Below are 19,862 nucleotides of genomic sequence, written 5' to 3' on the forward strand. Positions count from 1 at the left end.
GACTCGCTCGGCTCGACCTGATCGGCCTAGGGCGAGCGCATTCCGGCCGGGCCCGCGGTGAACGTGCGGGACGCTTAGCGGTCCTTCGACAGTTCCAGTAGCTCGGCGAAGGTTCCGCCCGCGTGGACGAGGTCGTCGAAGCGGCCCTGTTCGGTGATGCGGCCGTCCTCCATGACGACGATGTGGTCGGCGACCCTGGTGTTCTCCAGGCAGTGGGTGACCACGATGGTGATGCGGTCGGCGGCGATCGCCTTGATGCGCTCGAAGATCTGGTGCTCACCGCGCGGATCCATCTGGGAGGTGGGCTCGTCGAGGATCAACAGCCCGGGCCGCCGGTACAGCGCCCTGGAACAGGCGATCCGCTGCCACTGGCCGCCCGACAGCTCGGAGCCGCCGAAGACGTCACGGGCGAGGAGGGTGTCGAGGCCGGCGGGCAGGTCCTCGACGGCCTCGCGCAGGCCGACGGCGTCGACGGCCTCCCACACGAGGGCGTCGTCGTGCGTACGGGGCTGGCCGAGCGTGACGTTCTCGCGGACCCGCAGCGGCCACTGGGCGAAGATCTGCGGCACCAGTCCGGTGTGGGCCCAGACGGAGGCGGGGTCGGCGTCGGCGAGGTCGGTGCCGTTCCAGGTGACCTTGCCCTTGTCGGGCAGGTAGATGCCGGTCAGCAGCCTGGTGAGCGTGGACTTCCCCGAGCCGTTCGCGCCGACGACGGCGAGGATCTGACCTCGCTCCAGCCTGAGGGAGACACCGGCCACGGCGGGCTTGTCCTTGCCCGGGTACTGGTAGACCACCTCGTCGAGCCGGATCTCCTCGACCGGGGCGCGCATAACACGGTCGCCGCGCCGGGGTGCGCGGGCGGCGGCGTCGTCGAGGAAGGCCTGCATGTCGCTCAGGTAGAGGCTGGTGTGGAAGACGGCGGCTCCGTTGACGACGAACTGGGACAGGGCGGCGAGCATCGTCTGGACGGCGATGACCGCCGTCGCGGCGACCGCGAGTTCGATCCGGCCGGTCACGGCGAGCCACGCGAGGGCTCCCCAGGTCGCGACCAGGAAGGCACCGCCGGCGAACGAGGCCAGCACGGCGATCCGCAGGGTCCGCGGCGCGGCGGCCAGGGTGCGCCGGTCACACCGGTCGGACAGGGCGCGGTACCAGAACACCAGGTAGTCGGTCATCGAGTTGGCGCGGACCTCGTCGCCGTACTTCGACGTGGTCGCCCACCAGCGCATCATGCCGCGCACGTTGCGGTCGGCGACGTTGGCGTAGTGGATCTCGTAGTCGACCCGGGCGGTCAGTACGGCCCCGACACCGGCCGGCAGCACGGCCAGGAGGAGCAGCGGCAGCATCAGCACGTTCAGCACCGACAGGACACCGCCCGCCGTGACCATACGGATCAGCGCGGACAGGAACCGCTGGGCGTCGGTGACCATCACATGGGTCCGCGTCACCCCCATCTCGGCCGCCTCCTGCCGGTCCGAGAAGCCGTTCTCCGCGTAGGCCGCGGCCTCGACCCGGCACACCGCCTCGACCAGCGCGCTGTCCGTCTCCGTGGTGAGGAGCGGCGTGATCCGCCGCTCGGCGTACGTGGCCACCGCGCCCGCGCCGCGGCCGAGCGCCGCCGCCAGCGCCACCACGAGCAGCGCGGGCAGGGCGCCGTGCAGCCGGTCCTCGGCGGCGCCCCCGCCGAGGACGGATCCCATGGCGCGGGCGGTGGCGGCCAGCAGCACGGCGGCCGAGACGCCCGTGGCGACCTGGCAGCCGACGAGGAGTTGTACGGCGTGCCGGTCGGTCCGCCACGACAGCCGGGCGATCCGGCCCAGCACGGCCGGGATCTGCCCGCACATCCGCCGGAAGGAGACCTGGGCGAGCGGATTGACCGAATACTGCCCGCTGTAGGAGATCTCCGCCGGTGGGGGCGGAGGCGGCGCGGTGTTCTGCTTCTCGTGCGTGTCTGCCGAGGTCAACAGGGGCCCCCTTGGGAGTCGTCCGGCTGGTCGTGAGGGTCAACGATCCGGCCGCGATATCGAACACACGTGTTTCGGACGGTGCGCGAACCCCCGCTTCAGGCGGCAGGGCGCGAGTGTCGGGTACATCGACCCGTGCCGCACAAGGGCGTTGCCACGAAGCCGAGTTGGCCGAAACGCCGAGGATGCCACCTCCGACCCGCCACCCAAGTCTCCGGCAGGTTCCACCGGGGCCTGCTGAGCCCGGCGCTCTTCATCCCCGGGAAGGGGAACCGAGAGCTGGCTCCGCACCCGGAACCGGTACCGCACGCTGGTGGAACGGCTGCCCGCCGCCGTGGTCGCGGTAGCGGTCCTGGCGGTCGTCCCGCATGACGCCACGCCGTGCTCCCTACGGTCCTGCGCTCCGAGCCGCGCTGATGCGGCTGCCCCGAGCGGGGGTCGCTCTCACAAGAGGGGCCGCACGCGGTCACGAGGGGGTGGAGCGCACCCCTGGAACGGGCCGATCCGCCGCGAGAACCGCCCGTCGGCGCGCCGCCCTTGAGGCCCGCCACCGTAGGGCGACGGCCGCGGTGGACAGTACGGCCCCGACCCCCAGCCACGTGGCCGGGTGGGTCCAGGCGGCGCTGTCGAACTGCCTGGCGAGGACGAAGACGCCCATGACGACCACGAACCAGCCGAACGCCCTGCGCAGCGCGTCCTGAGGAACGCGGCCCGCAGGACGACCGCCCACCAGACCGCCGACCACCGCGGAGGCCGTCACGGCCAGGGCGAGCCCCCAGTCGATCGACACGCCCGACAGGTGCCCGGCCAGGCCGGCGAAGGAGTTCAGCGCGATGACGAGCAGCGAGGTGCCGACCGCCACGCCCATCGGCATCCCGCCGAGTACGACGAGGGCGGGGACGACGAGAAATCCGCCGCCCGAACCGACCAGGCCCGTCACCGCGCCGACGACGACCCCCACGACCGCGATGCGCTTCAGGGGAGGATCGTCGTGCACGAGCCGCACCTCGTCCCCGTCCCGCCGGGGCCCGCGGAGCATCGTGACCGCCGTGGCCAGCATCATCAGGGCGAAGGCGACGAGCAGCACCCTCCCCGGGACGTACGCGGCGAGCCGCCCGCCCCCGTACGCGCCCACCATGCTGAAAGCGCCGAAGAGCAGCCCCGTCCGCGGGCGGACCCGCCGGGCCCGCGCATGAGGGACAAGCGCGGCCAGGCTGGTCACACCGACGACGAACAACGAGGTGGCGACGGCCTCCTTGGCGTCCTGCCCGGCCAGATGGACCAGCAGCGGCACGGTCAGGATCGAGCCACCGCCCCCGAGCACGCCGAGGCTGACGCCGACGAGCAGGGAGGCCACGACGACCAGGGCGGTCACGGGGCGCTCCGCAGCTCCGCGATCACCGTGCGGATGTCGGGCCGGGGCCCGCGGTTGTACGGCAGTCTGGACAGCAGGACGCCCATGGCGCAGGAGTTGCTGAGGGCCGCGTACGTCAGACCGGCGCCTATCGCCGTGCCGACCAGGTGAGCTCCCGGCACGAGCACCCCTACGAGGCCGGTGGCCAGGACGACGGACCCGGCCACGAGCCGGACCTGGCGTTCCATGTCCCACCGCTCGGCTCCCCGGTCGACGGGCGCGCCGGCCGCCTCCCAGGCGACGATGCCGCCCTCCAGGACGCGGAGGTTCGGCAGCCCGGACTCGGCCAGCGCCCCTTCGGCCTGGGCGGCACGACCCCCGGAGCGGCAGACGAGCACCACCTCTTCGTCGAGGTGGGCCCGGAGTTCGGAGCGGTGCTCGCGCAGGGTGTCCAGGGGCACGTTGTACGAGCCGGGGATGTGCGCCGTACGGAACTCGCCGGGTGTGCGCACGTCGAGCAGACGTGGCGCCCGCCCCTCCTGGAGGAGCCGGTGCAGCGCGGCGGGAGAAAGGGAGGGGGCGGGCGCGGGGGTGGTGCTCATGGGGTCCGTTTCGAGAGTGGCCATATACCTAGGGGGGTATATGGGGGGGTGTGAAGGGCTTTGCGGGTGGACGGGGCGAGGGGGGAGGAGCGGGGAAGAGGCGCGGAAGGGGAGGCGCAAGGCAGGAGCGACGGGGCGGTCGGTCAGGCGTCGACGCGCTCGGTCGGGTCGGCCGGGCCGGTGTACTCCGCGGCGACGTCGGCGGAGATCGCCGAGAGGGTCCAGGCCGCGTACCCGCCGAGGATGTCGGAGACGTCCGGGAAGCCGCGATGGCGCAGCAGGCTCGCCGCGATCGAGGAGCGGTGGCCGCCCGCGCAGTGGACGACGAGCGGCCGGCCGGCGGGGAGTTCCTCCGTGCGGCGGGGGAGTTCGCCGAGCGGGATGTGGAGGGCGGACTCCAGGAAGCCGTTGGCCTCGCGTTCGCCGCAGGTGCGGACGTCGACGACGAGGGGAGGGTTGTCGTCCGCAAGGGCGGTGCGCAGGTACGCGGCGGTGATCCGGCTCGCCGGGGTGACGTCGACGGCGAGTTCCTCCAGGGCGTCCTCGGGGTTGCGCAGGTAGCCGACGACCCGGTCGAAGCCGACGCGTGCGAGCCGCGTGACGATCTCCTCCTCGCGGTTCTGCGGCGCCATGACCACCAGCTTCTCGGCCGGATCGAGGACGGTGCCCGCCAGCTCGGCGAACCGCCCGTCCGCGGGCACGTTCACCGCGCCGAGCAGGTGCCCGGCCGCGAACTCCTGCGGGTCGCGCGCGTCCACCACGACCGCACCGGCGGCCCGCACCCCGGTGAACTCGGCGCAGGTCAGCGGGCGGGGGGCCGCCGAGGCGTCGTAGCGGACGCGGTCCTTGCGGTTGAGCTCCGCGTCGTAGGCGAAGTAGCCGGGCGCGGCCGGCTGCCCGGCGGTGACGAGCGCGACGAACTCCTCGCGGCTCATGGGGACACAGGCGTAGTTGGTGGCACGCTGCTCGCCGATGGTCGACCGCTTCTCCGTCGACAGGTTCCTGCCGCAGGCGGAACCGGCTCCGTGCGCGGGGAAGACCCGTACGGTGTCGGCGAGGCCCATCAGTCTGTTCTGCACGCTGTCGTGGAGCATCGCGCCGAGCTGCTCGGCGGTGACGCCGGTGGAGGCGAGCAGGTCGGGGCGGCCGACGTCGCCGATGAAGAGCGCGTCGCCGGTCAGCACGCCGTACGGGACGGTGTCGTCGGCGTGCTCGTACACCAGGACGCTGATCGACTCCGGGGTGTGCCCGGGTGTCTCCATGATCTCCAGGGTGACGTCGCCGAGGGAGACCCGCTCGCCCTCGGCGAACGTGCGGATCGGGTACTCGGTCTCGGCCCGCCGGCCGTAGCCGATCCAGGCGCCGGTCTCGTCCGCCAGCTCCAGGTGGCCGGCGACGAAGTCCGCGTGGAAGTGGGTGTTGATGACGCCGACCACGGTGAGGCCGTGCGCGTCGGCGTCGGCGAGGTACTCGGTGACGTCCCGGCGGGGGTCGACGACCACGGCCCGGCCGGATTCCTCGTCGCCGATCATGTACGAGGCCTGGGACAGGCAGTCGAGGTAGTACTGGGCGAAGAACACGTCCATCCCTTCCTGGCTCACGCAGGGGGTATCCCTCTACTCTCAATACCCCCATGGGTATCTCGTCCCAGACGGTAGGTGTGTGGCACACCGAAGTCAAATACCCCCAGGGGTACTTTCGGGCGGGGTGGAATTCGGCTCGCTGCGCGTCGATCCAAATACCCATTGGGGTATCCTGACCTGTGCGTGTGCCGCGTCCGTCAGGTCGAGGCGTCCGGAATGAGGTGGGGAGGCAGCGGGAGGAGTCGCCCGCTCGCGGCGGGTGCGCGACCGCAGGCGACCGCTCGGCGGCAGTGGCAAGCCGCGAGGGAGTGATCACTGGATCGGGTGTCACATGTGCGGTTCGATGTTTCTTGGGGCGATCTTGGTCCAGGCTGTGGAAGCCGCGAAACAAGATCACGGAAGGACTCGGCGCATGCCGCAGGACGTCATCACCACCAAGCTCGAGCGCAGCTTCGACGCCATGGACGCCAACAGCGACGGCTACCTGGACTGGACGGACTACCAGAAGCTCGCCGGCCGCTACATCGAGGCCTACAAGCTCGACAAGAACGACCGCCGGAGCAGGGCGCTCCAGACCTTCAGCCAGATCTACTGGCTGGAGCTGCTGCGTCACGCGGGCGTGGACGGGGACCGGCTCACGAAGGACCAGTTCGTCACGGCCAACCGCCTCGCGGCCGTCGACACCAGTCGCCTCAACGTGACCGAGGGCGGTGGCCACGCGATCTTCGACGTGATCGACGTCGACGGTGACAACGAGATCAGCAAGGACGAGTTCGCCCGCGCCCTGAGGGACGTGTGGAAGATCGACGCGCCCGACGCGATGGACAGCTTCGCCAAGCTGGACACCGACGGCGACGGTGCCATCTCGCGCCACGAGTTCATCCGCGCGATCCGTGAGCACTTCCTCTCGAACGACCCGGACGCGCCGGGCAGCCTCTTCTTCGGGCACGTCCGACCGACCGGCTGATCGAGGCCCCTCCCGCCTGTCGGACCGCCTCTCGGTCCGCCTCCCGGTCCGAGAGGCGGTTGGGTCCGAGGCGTCGCCCTGCCCCGCCGTCGCACCTCGACTGCGGTGCAGCGTCGTCCACGCGGGCGCGCCCTCCTGCTGAGGCCGGTGCCGCACCGCCCCGCCGCAGCCGTGATGTCCGACCTGCCGCTGCCGTCCTGCCGTGCCGGGCAAGGTGTGACCACAAGTGAAGGAGTGATCTACTCCCTGTGATCAAGGGGGGTGGCGGGTGTGACAGACGCTCGTGGCCGGCCCGTACGGGAGAGGGAGAAGCGTGTCGGTGGTGTTGAAGGGCCAGGGATTACGAGTCGCCGTGCTCGGCGGTGGGATCGCCGGGCTGACGGCGGCGACGGAGCTGGCCGAGCGCGGTGTCGACGTGACGGTGGTGGAGCCGACCGGCTGGGGAGGCAAGGCCCGCAGCGCCTCGGTTCCCGGGACGGGCAGGGGCGGGCGGCTGGACCTGCCGAGCGAACACGGGTTCCGGTTCTTCCCGGGGTTCTACCGCAGCCTGCCGGACACCTTGCGCAGGATCCCGCTCGACGGCAGCCCGGACGGGGTGGCGGGGAACCTGCGGGAGGCGACGCACGTGCTCTCGGCGCGCTCGGGCCGGGTGGGCGAAAGACTCACGGACGTGTCCACGGCCGCCGGCGCGCGGACCCCGTCGGAGTTCCTGCGCTCTCTCGGGATGGAGACCGGCGGGAGAGGGCTCACGAGCGAGGAACTGCTGTACTTCGCCAACAGGATGCTCGTCTACATGACGAGCAGTGACGAACGACGGCTGGGGCAGTGGGAGTCGACCTCGTGGTGGGAGTTCAGCGCGGCTGACGGCGCGTCGGACGAGTACCACAAGGCGTGCGTGGTGGGCGCGACCCGCACGGTGGTCGCGGCACGGGCCGAGGTGTGCAGCGCGCACACGGTCGGCGGATTCCTGGAGGCCTTCGGCTACGGCTTCCTCGGCCGGGGTGAGGTGCTCCCCGCGGACCGAGTGCTCAACGGCCCCACCAGCACGGCCTGGATCGACCCCTGGGTCACGCACCTGGACTCGCTCGGAGTACGACTGGAACTCGGCTGGCGCGTCGAGCGGCTGACCGTCGGGGCTCGCGGCGTCACCGGTGCCGAGCTCCGCGGGCCGCGGGGAGAACGACGGGACCTGACGGCGGACTCGTACATCTGCGCGCTGCCCGTCCACCGCGTCGGCGCGCTCCTCGACCGGGGACTGGCGGAGGCCGACATCGCGCTCAAGAGGACGTCGGACCTGCGGACGGACTGGATGGTCGGCATCCAGTTCTACCTGACCGAACCGGTCCCGGTCATCCGCGGTCATGTCCTCTTCCTGGACTCCCCCTGGGCGCTCACCTCGATCAGCCAGGCCCAGTTCTGGGACTGCGACTTCCGCGCCACCTACGGGGACGGCACGGTGGCCGACTGCCTGTCGGTGGACATCTCCGCCTGGGACACCCCGGGCATCCTGTACGGCAAGCCGGCCCGTGAGTGCACCCGGACGGAGGTCGCCGCCGAGGTCTGGGCGCAGCTGTGCGACGGGCTCAACGGCCGGGGGCGGACCACCCTGCACGAGGGGCTGCTGCACTCCTGGGAACTGGATCCGGCGGTACGGAACCTGGACGGCCCCGGGCCCGCCGTCAACGACGAGCCGCTCCTGATCAACACCACCGACTCCTGGGCGGCCCGTCCGCGCGCGGTGACGGCGGCGCCGAACCTGTTCATGGCCGGGGACTACGTTCGCTGCCCCGTGAACCTGGCGACCATGGAGGGGGCGAACCAGGCCGCGCGGCTCGCGGTGAACGCCCTCCTCGACGCCTCCGGACACCCCGGCGCCCCCGCACTCGTCCATACCCTGCATCAGCCCGAGGAACTGCGGCGGCTGAAGGAGGTGGACGGGGAGCTGTTCGCCCAGGGCCGCGCCCACATCCTGGACGGGCCGCCGCCGTGGGCGGTCAGTGCGCGCGGTCGACGATCACCGCGCAGAGTGCCTGGAGGTCCGCGAGGGCCTCGGGCACCTCGGTGAGCCGGTGCAGCCGCTCCCGAGCGGCCTCGGCGTGCCGGGCGGCGCGCTCACCGGTCCACCGCCGCCCGCCCGCCTGCTCGACCAGGCGGGCGAGGTCTGCCGGGTCGCCCCCCGGCAGGGCGTAGAGGCGGGTCAACTCCTCGCCCGACGAGCTGCCGGAAGCCAGTGCGGCCACGACGGGGACCGACATCTTGCGGTGCCGCAGATCGTTGAAGACCGCCTTTCCTGTCACCGCGGGGTCGCCCCAGATTCCGAGCAGGTCGTCCACGAGCTGGAAGGCCATGCCGAGGTCGTGACCGAACGCCGCCCACTCGTCCGTCGTGACCGGGTCGGCGCCCCCGTACAGGGCGCCCAGTCGACATGCGCAGGCGAACAGCGACGCCGTCTTGCCCGAGGCCATCTCCAGGCACTCCGCCAAGGTCACCTGCGAGCGGCCCTCGAAGACCAGGTCCAAACCCTCGCCGACGGCCAACTGGATCAGCACGTCCAGGAGAGCGGCAGAGGCCGCGCCGGCGATGGATGCGGCGGACGCGTCGCTGGATACGGATACGGATGTGGTTGCCGATACGGATGTGGATGCGGATACGGATGAGGGCGGGGACGGGGATGCGGCAGACGTCTCACCGGCGACCGTGCCGTTCGCCCGCTCCGCCTCCGACAGCACGTCGAACACGGTCAGCAGCAGGGCATCGGCCGAACGGGCGGCCGCCGAGGGGCCGAAGACCTGCCATGCGGCCGCCCGGTGGCGCCGCACGGAGTCGCCGTCCAGAACGTCGTCGTAGAGGAGGGACAGGTTGTGCACCATCTCCATCGCCGCGGCCGCCGGCACCGCGCGCCGACGCGAACCCCCGACAGCGCGGGCACACGCGAGTGTGAGGGCGGCACGTACGAACTTGCCGCCCCGCCCCGCACCGTCCCCTGACCATCCGAACTGGTAGGAGGCCACCTCCGCGGCGGAGCCCCCGAGGGATCCGACCCAGTGCCGCAACTGACTCTCACAGGCAGCGCCCGCGCTGCGCAGCACCTCGTCGGCCATGGTCACCACAGCGTTCCCCGATCGTCGCTCCACCACCACCGGCTCCGTCGATTCCACCGATGCCTCGCGCGCCGTTCGAGATCCGTCGGCGGGGAGCGGTGGACGGAGGGGAGCCGGCCACGGGCGGAACTCCCGCCCACGTGGTGCTGAACGAGGTCAACCGCACGGGGGAAACGCTGTCGACCCGGCAAGACGCCACCACCCGCGAGGCGGCTCGGCGCTTGCCGACGGCAAGCTTGAACCGGCCGCGCCGTCACATCGACGCGCCGATGCAGCTATGCGCCGTCGCATCGACGCGCCGACGTAACGGCACTCAGGCCGACGCCGGGTCGTCGACCGGGATGCCGAGTCGGGTGGCCACGGTGGTGAGGGCTGCTCCGAGAGGGAGCGCGACCCGGGCGACGGCGTTCCGGTCGCCACGTGTCGGATCCTGGTTGACGATCAGGACCGGTTTTCCCGCCTGGGCCGCCTGACGGACGAACCGGAGCCCGGACATCACTGTCAGTGAGGATCCCAGGACCAGCAGCGAGGACGCTTCACGTACCAGCTCGCGGCAGTGTTCGACCCGTGCCGGCGGGACCGCTTCGCCGAAGAACACCACGTCCGGTTTGAGGATCCCGTCGCAGACGTCGCAGGGCATCACGCGGAAGTCCCCGATCTGCTCATCGGTGAGGTCGGCGTCACCGTCCGGGTTCACTCCGGCGGCTACCGGCTCGAAGCCCGGATTGGCCGCCTCCAGCCGCTGGGCGAGTTCGCGGCGGGGACTGAAGGCACCGCAGGAGAGGCAGACGACCCGGTCCAGGCCGCCGTGGAGTTCCACGACGCCCTCGCTGCCGGCAGCCTGGTGCAGGCCGTCGACGTTCTGGGTGATGACACCCCGGAGCAGCCCGTTCCGCTCGAAGGCCGCCACGGACCGATGCCCGGCGTTGGGCCGGGCGCGACCGAAGGTGCGCCAGCCGAGGTGGCTCCGCGCCCAGTACCGGCGCCGGGCCTGGGCACCGGCGGTGAAGTCCTGGTAGGTCATCGGGGTGTGCCGACTGAGGCTCCCGCCCTCGCCTCGGTAGTCGGGGATCCCCGACTCCGTGGAGATGCCCGCCCCACTGAGGACCAGCACACCGCCGGCGCTCAGCGCGTCGAAGACCGGCTCCAGATCCTTCGTGCCCGGCGGCAGGTCCTCGTCGGGGGTCCAGCTCAGAGTGGGGCGCATGCGCATGCCGCAAGGGTACGGAACCGGGCGCACGATCCGCTTCAACCACGGCCTACGGACCACGGACCACCGCCTACGACCTGCGGACCACGGACTGCGGGCGTCTGGGGCGGGGTTTCTCTGGCGTGAGTGCCTGTGCCGGGGAGGCGCCGATCTCGGCTGAGCCGACCGATATCGGGCCGCCGGTCCCCGGGGCGGACGACTCCCGGGAGGGGATTCGGGCCCACGGACGGGAGGGTGAGCACGGGGCGCGCGTGCTGGAGTCGCTGTCGGCCTGTCGGCCCCCACCCCCGGTCGGACGGGCTGTCCGACGCCTGGGCGCCCTCGCCGTACCGGCAGCTCGTGACTGAGCGCGGGACGACTGTCCCTCGGTTCGCGGAACTGCGCGACGAATCGATGGAGTCACCCGGGGTACGAGCCGCGGCAAGCGCGCGAATGATGGACCCGATCGGCCCGAATGCGCTCTGAACCGGGGAGCGCGGACGGGTGAGGCGAGCACAGGAGCGGGTCCGGGTCCCGGTCCCGCAGGAGGGGTTCGGGCCGACGATTCGATCCATGCCGCCCGGCCGGGGTGGGCGTGATCACTGCGGACTCGACCTCCACCCCGCAACGTGCCCGCACTCACGCCCGACCGGTAGAGGGACCTATACCGGGGAGCGTCACCCGGTCCTCAACAACTTCCGACGTCGAACTAATCTTCGCACCATGGCCCTGCGACCTGACGAGTTCTACGACCACGCGCTTGCCGCCGCGGATGGTGAGCGTCGGCTCCCGCTCGCGCGCATGACCGGGTGGGACATCAGCCCCTTCGAACCGGACGGACTGCGCGTCGCGCCACTGCGCGCTCCGGTTCTGCCCGAGCCTCCGCGACACGGCGAGGACCCGTCGAACTGCGATGCGTGCCGTGATCGAGGCGAGGGGATCTGGTTCAACGACCGTTGGCGGCTCACTCGCATCACGGGAGTCGGCGTGCCGCTGGTGCTGATGCTGTATCCGCGTGAGCACTTCGACATGGCTGACCTGCCTGATGAGCTGGCAGCCGAGCTGGGGGTCCTGACCACTCACCTCGTCCGCCACGTGCAGGCCCTGTCACACATCTCGCGAGCCCACGTCTACCGCATCGGAGACGGAGGTGCTCACCTCCACATCTGGTTCTTCGCACGGCCCGAGGGGCAGACCCAGCTGTACGGATCATGGATGCCCGTCTGGGACGACCTGCTCCCCGCGTATCCGGCAGATGTCGCAGACGCGGATGCGGCGATCGTGGCAGACGCACTGGTCGCCTCCCTCGGGGGCCGACGCTCGGTAGCCGACGAATCGCCACACGCCTGACGACTGGGGCAGCTCGGTGCGGGCCGGGGATGGGGACGGTTGGGAGAGGCAGTGGCGGAAGAGTCTCCGACCGCTGTGGAGGGGGCAGGCCGGGTGCACTGGGAACTGATGCCGCTGGAGGGCATCGGACCGCTGTGTTTCGGCATGAGTATCACCGAAATCGCCGCAGCGCTGCCAGGCATGCCTGAACTGCGTCCGTTCCAGGCCGACCCCTCGATTCCGGAGACCATGGTCCTGGAGTTCGGCACGAGGCCCGCAGCGCCCGCCGTGTACGCCTACTTCGTGGGCGTGCGGGGTGACCTATGGGTCGTACGGTCCGCGGGGAACCCTGGAGCCAAGGGGCTAGGTCTGGTCGTGCGGGTACAGGAGGTCGCCGACAACGTGGTGACGCCGTCGGTCATGGTAGGCCTGGGCCGACCGGTGCACCCGGCTACGTACCCCACTGGCGTGGCTGGCAGCCAGCCCTTCTGGCCCGAGCTGCGAACCGCACTCGTCGGATCGGCGGAGTACCACTCGAAGGCCACCCTTCAGGGAATGGATCCTGTCTTCACCTCGTGGCCCACCCGGCTGGTCAGGCGTCCCAGGCGCGAGGACGGTTCAGCTGTTCCCATTCGGGGCGGAGCAGCGAGAACACCGCGAGGTCGTGGCGGCGGCCCCGGTGGAGACAGGCGGCGCGGCTGATGCCTTCCCGGGTGAAGCCGGACTTGGCAAGGACGGCGAGCGCGGGGCCGTTGTCGGTGTGGGTCTCTGCCGTCAGCCGATACATGGGGAGTTCGCCGAACGCCAGGTCCACCAGAGCGTCTAGAGCGGCAGTGCCGTAGCCGCGCCGACGGTGCTGAGCAGCGAGCATCAGCTCGACCTGGGCTGTGCCGTTGACGATGTTCTGACCGGACAGCGCGACGTAGCCCACAGGGGGGCTACCGGGGACGAGAATGAGGAAGTCGTCGCGATCGTCGTCGTCGATGTCGCGCTCGATGCGCTCGCGCACGGCGGAGAGTGAGCGCGGCCAGATGCCCAATTGGTGCGCGTTCACGGGGTCGGAACGCCATCCGTGCATCAGGTCGGCGTCGCCTACGTCGAGTGCCGCCAGTCCGACGGACCCGGCCCGCCAGGAAAGCTCCCTTTCTGTCTCCGCGTCATGTTCGTCGCCTGCAGCACTGCTGTCCACGGTCATGAGCGGATGCTATGGGTGCCTCGAAGGTCGGGACCATCGGATTTCTCCGCCCAGGGGAGTGGCGCCCTCGTCGACCGTCTTCGCGCTCGGATGAACTCCACCCCGTCGCCCTCGGTGAAAACCCCAGAGCCGCATCCGCCTCGCTGACGCTGCTCACGGGTGACGTCGGCGGCCTCCTCCTACGGAGGCGGCCGCGAGCCACGTCCTGTCAAGCGCTGTACGGGGAGTCTCAGTAGGTGTGGCCGACGTGCGCGAGGGCTTGCTTCAGCAGGGCCCCCTGGCCGCCCGGCATCTCGGTCTGCACAGAGGGGGACGCCGCTTCCTGCGGGCTGACCCAGACAAGGTCCAGCGCGTCCTGTCGCGGCCGGCAGTCGCCGGTCACGGGGACGATGTACGCCAGGGAGACCGCGTGCTGGCGTGGGTCGTGGAAAGGGGTGATGCCTGCGGTGGGGAAGTACTCGGCGACGGTGAAGGGCTGCAGGGACGCGGGGACCCGGGGGAGGGCCACGGGACCGAGGTCCTTCTCCAGGTGACGCAGGAGCGCGTCACGGACCCGTTCGTGGTGCATGACCCGTCCGGACACCAGGGTGCGGCTGATCGTTCCGTCCGCGCCGATGCGCAGGAGCAGGCCGATACTGGTGACTTCGCCGCTGTCGTCCACGCGCACGGGAACGGCCTCGACGTACAGGATCGGCATCCGGGCCCTGGCCACGTCCAGTTCGTCCGTGGTCAGCCAGCCGGGCGTGGTCTCGGTCATGTCAGACATCGCTTGATCATACTTACCGGACCCGGTCTCAGCCCAGGCCGCGTGCCTGCCAGGCGGGTGGGAGTTTCGGGCGAAGCCTCGATCGAGGCGATGACGCGACCGGCGTACAGGAGGAGGAGAGGCACTCGGACCAGCGAGATCTCGCAGGTCGGCTGGGTGCTGGGCCTTGGATGGGCACACGTGCCGGCCGGGCCACAAGCCCACCGGATCGCCCGTGGCAGTGAGAATTCGAGCGAAGTTACGGGTATCTCCGGCGACCCGCGGCGGCGAGAGGCGTCTGGGTGCGCCGTGGCGTCGAGTGGGCTGCTGCGGTGCTCTCCCGCTGAGCCTGCTGTGCGGGCTGCGGGAACTGGCGATAGGCGAGCGGCACAGTCGCGCGATGATCGCCACAACAGCCTTCCTGCCCTTACCGAGCAGCTGCCCTCAACGCCGTACTCAGCGAATGTCTGTGACACCTGCGTGCCCCCCGGCATCATGGGGCCATGAACTCCACGGACTCCATGGCCACGCCGACCACCGACTGGATCACCGTCGCGGGCTACGAGAATCTGCCGGGCTGTCTCCACCCGATGGCGGCCGCCCGCGCTTGACTGCGCGACCACGGTATCGACTGGATGCCGTTCGCTCCGGACGAGATGCAGTGGGGCTTGGCCTGCGGCGTCGGCGCTGACGGCCACTGGCATGGTTGGTTCGACGTCCGCGTCCACACCAGCGCGCTGCGTCGACTCGGGCTCCACCCGGACCAGTCCACCGCCACGATCACCGGCACATCCCCGCCCGGCTGGTGGCACGCCGCAGCAGAACGCCGGGCTTACTAGTACTCCAGCAGGACTTTGCTGTCTGACCCTGCGGGTTTCGCTCAGGGCGGCTGGGGTGCAGCGAGATTTCGATGGTGCGGGGGGCGGTCTCATGGAGACCGTCCCTCGATCGTGCGACAACGCCGCAGGTAGTGACAGCGGCGGGCGACTGCTTGGCGTCGACGTCGCCAGTTCGACCGGCTCAGCGCGTGGTGCCGGCCTCGGTGTCCGCGCAGGTACGGGGGCCGGGGACGACCAGCAGCACTCCGACGCTGTCGGGGCCGTCGACTGGTCGATCGTCTGCGTGGACCTGACGACGGTGCGGGCGCACCAGCACGCGGCCGGGGCCCGAACAGGGGGCCTGGGAAGGCGAAGCGCTCTGCCGGTCGCGCGGGGGTCTGACCAGCCAGATCCATCTGGCCTGCGACGGCCAAGGCCGGGCAGGCCCCGGACCCGCCCCGGGCGGGTCGTCACCGACAAGGGCTACTCGGCCCGCAAGATCCGCGCCTCCCTGCGGCGACGGGGAATCGCCTGCACGATCCCGGAACGGATCGACCAGATCAACGGACGCAACGGCCGCGGCGAGACCCGCTGCCACCTCGACAAAGCCGCCTACCAACGGCGCAACGCCGTCGAACCGGCTTCAGTCGACTCAAGCAGAACCGGGCCCTGGCCACCCGCTACGACAAACGCGCCGTCCACTCCCACTCCAAGATCACCCTCGCCTGCCTCCGACTCTGGCTCCCATGGCCTTCCGGGCACGCCCTATGGATGGCTTGCGGCCATCGGATCAAGGGTCCGATGGGGGCCTTGCTGGGAACGACTCGCAACTTGGCAGGACGGCCAGGGCACTTCGTCGTTGGACGCTGAGGAAGCCTTCGACCGGTTGTCAGCCTCAGCCCGGATACGGGGGAGGCCGACCGGCCGCTCGCGATCGACGCCCCGCCCTGGGCGCCCCACAGATGCATCGTTGCCGAGGGCAGTTCGAAGGACACATCTGCCTCCCCGAGCGGGAGTGGGTCGGGGTCGGGGCCGGGCCGATGCAGTTGCCATAACGACCATGCTGCTCCTCCGACTCAGGTCACTAGCCGACGGAGACAACGCGGTCGGGCCGACCGCCTGGGGCGATGGTCACTTCGTGGACCGCGCCACCCTCGGTGGTCATGCGAATCCGGTCGGGAGCCGTCCACACGGTCTCGCGTAGCGCGTTGTCGTCGGAGTCGCCGTTGAAGCAGCCGACACTCCAGCGGCGTTCCAGCGGCTGGCTTCCGTGGTGGACGTACACGCACCAGACGGGGTCGAAGAAGCCGCCCAGCGTCACCACGAACCGGCGGTCGCCGCGGCCGGGAGCCGCCTCCGTTTTCACGTCCTCGTCCGAGTCACCGAACATCGCGGAGGCGAAGCTGCCGAGAAGCAACGTCGGGACGCCGACGACGAGCACCATGGTGCCCAGGGGCACGCGCAGCGAGGATTTCGGCAGCCCCAATAGGACCGCGCCGGTCAGCGCGGCCAAGGCGAGCCACCCCAGCAGCAGGACGTACTCGCGGAGCCCGAGCAGCAGAACCAGAGCGCCCTCGCCTCCCGAATCGAGCCCGGCCACGGCCGCGGCGCCGAGGACGACTGCCACCGTCAGCAGCAGGAAGGCCGCCGGTCTGCGATATCGCGTGAAGTTCATGATCCCCCAGAACGATGTGGTCACGCAGCCTATGGGGAGGGCGGGGCAGAGGCCAGGGCCGATGGGCCGGGGGCGACGCAGGCGGTTACGGCGGTGGCGGAGTTCGCGTTCCCTTGAGCGCCGGCCTTCCGGCTCGGCGGGTGCTCTTCGGTTTCGAGGTCGGGTTGTGGGCCCCGCGGCCAGGTTGCACGGTGCCGCGTCTGGCGCGGGTCCTCAGCACAGGCCAACGGTTCGCCTTCTTGATCGCGCGTGGGCAGTCCCGATCGCGTCGAGCCGGGAGGAGGCGTGCGCGTGCCTCCCGCCTGGCCTCGGTGAAGAAGCGGGCGAGCTTGGCGCTGGTCTCTCCGAGCTGGGACGGGATGCTGTGGCGGACGATGCGGACGCACTTCAGGTAGGAGACACGGTCGGTGTCCACTGCCGGGCGGGCGAGCGCCGCTGTGTGGGCGAACTGGCGGAACGCGTGGTGAACCGCGAGGTAGGGCCACAGTTCCTGCCGGACGCCCTCCGGTGTGCGGGACCTGATCGGCCCACCGGGGCCGAGGTGGTTCTTGATCTCGTCGAAGGCGAGCTCGATCTCCCAGCGTTCCCGGCGTAGCGCGACCAACTCGGCTGCCGGGTAATGCTCGGGGTCCAGCAGCGTCGTGCCCAGATAGGCGACCTTGTCGTCCTTCTCGAAGACGATGACAGGTAGATCGTGTGCGTGGGCAGGGGCCAAGCTTCTCGTGCGGCTCGGAGCCGGACCTCCTGGCCCGGTCGCGCCATCGACAGGTACGAGCCGTCCGCAATCCTGGGCCTGTCGCACCTCCTCCTCTGGTGTCCGCTGCCCACGGCTGTCGTCGAGGCGGCCATGGCCCACCCGGACCGGAGATTGCGGCACCCGCCGGCCGAGGCCCAGCTGAACATCACCACGGAGCAATGGGCTCGTCTGATCCTGGGCGAAGAGGATGCCAGGTACCGGTGGATTCTGACCATGCTCGCGGCAGAACGGCGAGCCGAACTCGCCGACGCCGCGGACGAGCAGCTCATCGCGGACCCGTCGGCACGGGTCCGGCAGGAGACCGCTCGCCTGGGTCACGGCCCTGCACCAGGACCCCGACCCCATGCGCCGCTTGGCCGGCTCCGCCCATCCTCTCGTACTCCGGAGCGTCGCCCGGGCCCGGTACCTCCCGCCGTACGTCGTCGATCGCCTCGCCCGTGACGAAGACCGCGGATGTGCTGCTGAGAGTGTGGCAGTGGTGGACCGGCAGCCTCAGTACCCCCGACCGTCCCCGCGGCCACCCGCACTTCCCCTGTCGCGTTCTCCTCCGATACGCCGACGATCCGAACCCTCGCATGCGTCAACCGGCTCTGAAAGATGAGGAGTCGACGACCGAACTGGTCGAACGGTTCAGGTTCAGCACGGACACCCATGAGGTAGTACGGCACCGGGCCGCGTCGGACCCACCGCTGACACCCGCGTCGGCCGTGCGCCTGCTTGACGATCCGCATGAACATGTATGCCACGCCACGCCACGCGGCTGCTTTGCACCCCAGGCTGCCTGCGCGGGTACTGATCCGCCTCCTGAAGGATGCCGACACCGGCCAGAGGGCGGCTGGCAGCGCGGCGTCGCCCGCCGACGTCACGGAACGCATGATCGGGCAGATCGGGCAGGCGGAGTAGATCAAGAGGGTCGAGCAGATCGAGAAGGCCGTCCGGGCGCGTTCGCGGTGCCGTCACCGGGCATTGACCCGACCGGGTCCTCCGCACAGGCGCCTGCCGTGTCGCCCCCGGTACGGCAGCCGCCCCGGTGAGGATCGGGGCATGGGCGTCGTCCTGCCGGTCCTCTTCTCGCTGTTCGCCGCGTTCAGCAACGCGCTGGCCACGGTGCTCCAGCGGCGAGCCGCGCTCACCGTCGAGCAGTCCGACTCCTTCCGGCCCGGGCTGATCCTCGACCTGCTGCACCGCCCCCTGTGGCTGGCCGGCATCCTTGCCGTCATCGCCGCGGGCGTGGGCCAGGCGGCGGCCCTCGCGACCGGGCCACTGGCTCTCGTACAGCCCCTGTTCGTGCTCGAACTGCCCCTTGCCCTGCTGATCGCCTCCCTTCTGACGCGCGAACGGCTGCCCGCCCGTCTCTGGGCAGCCGTGGCAGCGGTCGTGGCCGGGCTCGGGGTGGCGCTCGCCGCCGCCTCACCCACCGGCAACCGCACCCATGTGGAACTGGACCGTTGGGTGCCGGCCCTGGTGGTGTGCGCCGTCGCCGTGGTCGTCCTCGCCGCCACCGGACTGCGCAGACCACCGGGGCGGGCCAGGGCCGGCTGCCTCGGCGCCGCGACGGCGATCTGTTACGCGCTCACCGCGGCCCTCATGAAGACGTCCATGCACATCCTCGGTGACGGCGGCGTCGGGGCCTTCTTGACGGCCTGGCAGACCTACGCCTTCTGCGGGGCGGGCATCGCGGCCCTCCTGCTGCTCGAACACGCCATGCAGGGCGGGCCGCTCGTCGCCTCGCAGCCCGCTCTGACCCTCGGCGACGCCACCGTGAGCCTGGCCCTGGGCGTCCTGCTGTACGAGGAGCACGTACGGGCGGGTTGGTGGTTGCTGCCCCAGCTGGCGGGCGTCGCGCTGATCGTCCTCGGCGTGTTCGCGCTGGCACGTAGCGGGGTCGGCACGACCTGACCCCGCCGTTTGGGGGCGTCCGAGGAGGCGGCTTCCAGACGGGGGCCCGCCCCCGGGACCGGAGCCAGGAGGGGCGAGGGGGCGGAGGACCCGGACGGGCGTCAGCTCCACTGCTCCTCGGCGAGGGACGCGACCGGCTGGGGCTTGCCGATGACGGCGAGGGCGATGAAGAAGTTGATCTGGCCGATCGCGACGGTGAGGGTGGCCAGCGCCTTGTCGTCGTAGTGCTCGGCGACCTCGGCGTACAACTCGTCGGAGACCCGCTCCCTGCCGTGCGGGGCGGGCTGGAGAGTGGCCTCCACCAGGGCGAGCGCGGCGCGCTCGGCGTCGGTGAAGTAGGGGGCGTCCTGCCAGGAGGAGACGGCGGTGATGCGCTCCTCGGTCTCCCCGGCCTTGCGCAGGAAGCCGGTGTTCAGGATCGTCAGGTAGGTGTTGCCGACGATCTGCCCGGCACGCAGGTGGACGAGGCTCATCGTCTTGCGCGGCACCGAGCGGTTGCCCGTGGCCCGGAAGAGGGCGGCGCTGACGTCGCTCAGCTCCGGCACGAACGCGCCGGGGTCGGGCATCCGGGAGATCGAGGGGTTCGTCATGGCTGTTCTCCTTCGTGTCGGCCTTGTTGGCCTCTTCACAGCACTGACGGATCTGCGTACGGAGATGTGACCGGAGTCCCGAAGACCAGGCCGG

15 protein-coding genes and 1 pseudogene are annotated in these 19,862 nt (G+C 70.8%); 5 read left to right on the forward strand and 11 right to left on the reverse strand.

Annotated features, from left to right (window positions below):
- Positions 1–74: 74 nt before the first annotated feature.
- From ACRRSS_RS17095 to ACRRSS_RS17110, 4 genes are all read right to left on the reverse strand, one after another.
- Positions 75–1,964 (reverse strand): ATP-binding cassette domain-containing protein, encoded by a 1,890-nt coding sequence (locus ACRRSS_RS17095; RefSeq protein ID WP_435972002.1) that lies wholly within the window; start codon positions 1,962–1,964, stop codon positions 75–77.
- Between the two features lie 466 nt (positions 1,965–2,430).
- Positions 2,431–3,339: a sulfite exporter TauE/SafE family protein gene (locus ACRRSS_RS17100; protein WP_435972003.1), complete on the reverse strand. Its 909-nt coding sequence runs from the start codon at positions 3,337–3,339 to the stop codon at positions 2,431–2,433.
- Positions 3,336–3,920, reverse strand: coding sequence for a rhodanese-like domain-containing protein (locus ACRRSS_RS17105; protein WP_435972004.1), 585 nt, complete (start codon positions 3,918–3,920; stop codon positions 3,336–3,338). The genes ACRRSS_RS17100 and ACRRSS_RS17105 overlap by 4 nt, the downstream gene beginning before the upstream one ends.
- 143 nt (positions 3,921–4,063) lie before the next feature.
- Positions 4,064–5,500, reverse strand: a complete 1,437-nt coding sequence (locus ACRRSS_RS17110) for an MBL fold metallo-hydrolase (protein ID WP_435975353.1) — start codon at positions 5,498–5,500, stop codon at positions 4,064–4,066.
- 415 nt (positions 5,501–5,915) lie between these two features.
- On the opposite strand from ACRRSS_RS17110, the gene ACRRSS_RS17115 reads away from it, so the two are divergent.
- Together ACRRSS_RS17115 and ACRRSS_RS17120 are read left to right on the forward strand one after the other, a co-directional pair.
- Positions 5,916–6,470, forward strand: a complete 555-nt coding sequence (locus tag ACRRSS_RS17115; protein WP_435972005.1) for an EF-hand domain-containing protein — start codon at positions 5,916–5,918, stop codon at positions 6,468–6,470.
- 313 nt (positions 6,471–6,783) lie between these two features.
- Positions 6,784–8,535, forward strand: a complete 1,752-nt coding sequence (locus ACRRSS_RS17120) for a hydroxysqualene dehydroxylase (RefSeq protein ID WP_435972006.1) — start codon at positions 6,784–6,786, stop codon at positions 8,533–8,535.
- On the opposite strand, the gene ACRRSS_RS17125 is transcribed toward ACRRSS_RS17120, so the two are convergent.
- Together ACRRSS_RS17125 and ACRRSS_RS17130 are read right to left on the reverse strand one after the other, a co-directional pair.
- Positions 8,465–9,571: a polyprenyl synthetase family protein gene (locus tag ACRRSS_RS17125; RefSeq protein ID WP_435975354.1), complete on the reverse strand. Its 1,107-nt coding sequence runs from the start codon at positions 9,569–9,571 to the stop codon at positions 8,465–8,467. The genes ACRRSS_RS17120 and ACRRSS_RS17125 overlap by 71 nt on opposite strands.
- A 313-nt stretch (positions 9,572–9,884) precedes the next feature.
- Positions 9,885–10,784 carry an NAD-dependent protein deacetylase gene (locus ACRRSS_RS17130; protein ID WP_435972007.1) on the reverse strand — a complete coding sequence of 300 codons (900 nt, stop codon included), beginning with the start codon at positions 10,782–10,784 and terminating at the stop codon, positions 9,885–9,887.
- 699 nt (positions 10,785–11,483) lie between these two features.
- Here ACRRSS_RS17130 and ACRRSS_RS17135 point away from each other — a divergent pair.
- Entirely contained in the window at positions 11,484–12,110 is a 627-nt protein-coding gene (locus ACRRSS_RS17135) for a hypothetical protein (RefSeq protein ID WP_435972008.1), read from the forward strand.
- Positions 12,111–12,681: 571 nt separating this feature from the next.
- Here ACRRSS_RS17135 and ACRRSS_RS17140 read toward each other — a convergent pair.
- Together ACRRSS_RS17140 and ACRRSS_RS17145 are read right to left on the reverse strand one after the other, a co-directional pair.
- Positions 12,682–13,284: a GNAT family N-acetyltransferase gene (locus ACRRSS_RS17140; RefSeq protein WP_435972009.1), complete on the reverse strand. Its 603-nt coding sequence runs from the start codon at positions 13,282–13,284 to the stop codon at positions 12,682–12,684.
- 229 nt (positions 13,285–13,513) lie between these two features.
- Entirely contained in the window at positions 13,514–14,041 is a 528-nt protein-coding gene (locus tag ACRRSS_RS17145; protein ID WP_435975355.1) for an NUDIX hydrolase family protein, read from the reverse strand.
- Positions 14,042–15,103: 1,062 nt separating this feature from the next.
- Between ACRRSS_RS17145 and ACRRSS_RS17150 the strand changes: the two are divergent.
- Positions 15,104–15,594: pseudogene (locus ACRRSS_RS17150) on the forward strand (transposase); the annotation flags it as partial.
- A gap of 337 nt (positions 15,595–15,931) precedes the next feature.
- Here ACRRSS_RS17150 and ACRRSS_RS17155 read toward each other — a convergent pair.
- Positions 15,932–16,546 (reverse strand): hypothetical protein, encoded by a 615-nt coding sequence (locus tag ACRRSS_RS17155; protein WP_435972010.1) that lies wholly within the window; start codon positions 16,544–16,546, stop codon positions 15,932–15,934.
- A gap of 61 nt (positions 16,547–16,607) precedes the next feature.
- Positions 16,608–17,597, reverse strand: coding sequence for a transposase (locus ACRRSS_RS17160; RefSeq protein WP_435972011.1), 990 nt, complete (start codon positions 17,595–17,597; stop codon positions 16,608–16,610).
- Between the two features lie 726 nt (positions 17,598–18,323).
- Between ACRRSS_RS17160 and ACRRSS_RS17165 the strand changes: the two genes are divergently transcribed.
- Entirely contained in the window at positions 18,324–19,178 is an 855-nt protein-coding gene (locus ACRRSS_RS17165) for a DMT family transporter (protein WP_435972012.1), read from the forward strand.
- A gap of 101 nt (positions 19,179–19,279) precedes the next feature.
- On the opposite strand, the gene ACRRSS_RS17170 is transcribed toward ACRRSS_RS17165, so the two are convergent.
- Positions 19,280–19,768, reverse strand: a complete 489-nt coding sequence (locus tag ACRRSS_RS17170) for a carboxymuconolactone decarboxylase family protein (protein ID WP_435972013.1) — start codon at positions 19,766–19,768, stop codon at positions 19,280–19,282.
- Positions 19,769–19,862 lie beyond the last annotated feature (94 nt).

This window comes from Streptomyces sp. Qhu_M48, assembly GCF_051305195.1.
In the GTDB taxonomy this organism is placed as follows: Bacteria; Actinomycetota; Actinomycetes; order Streptomycetales; family Streptomycetaceae; genus Streptomyces.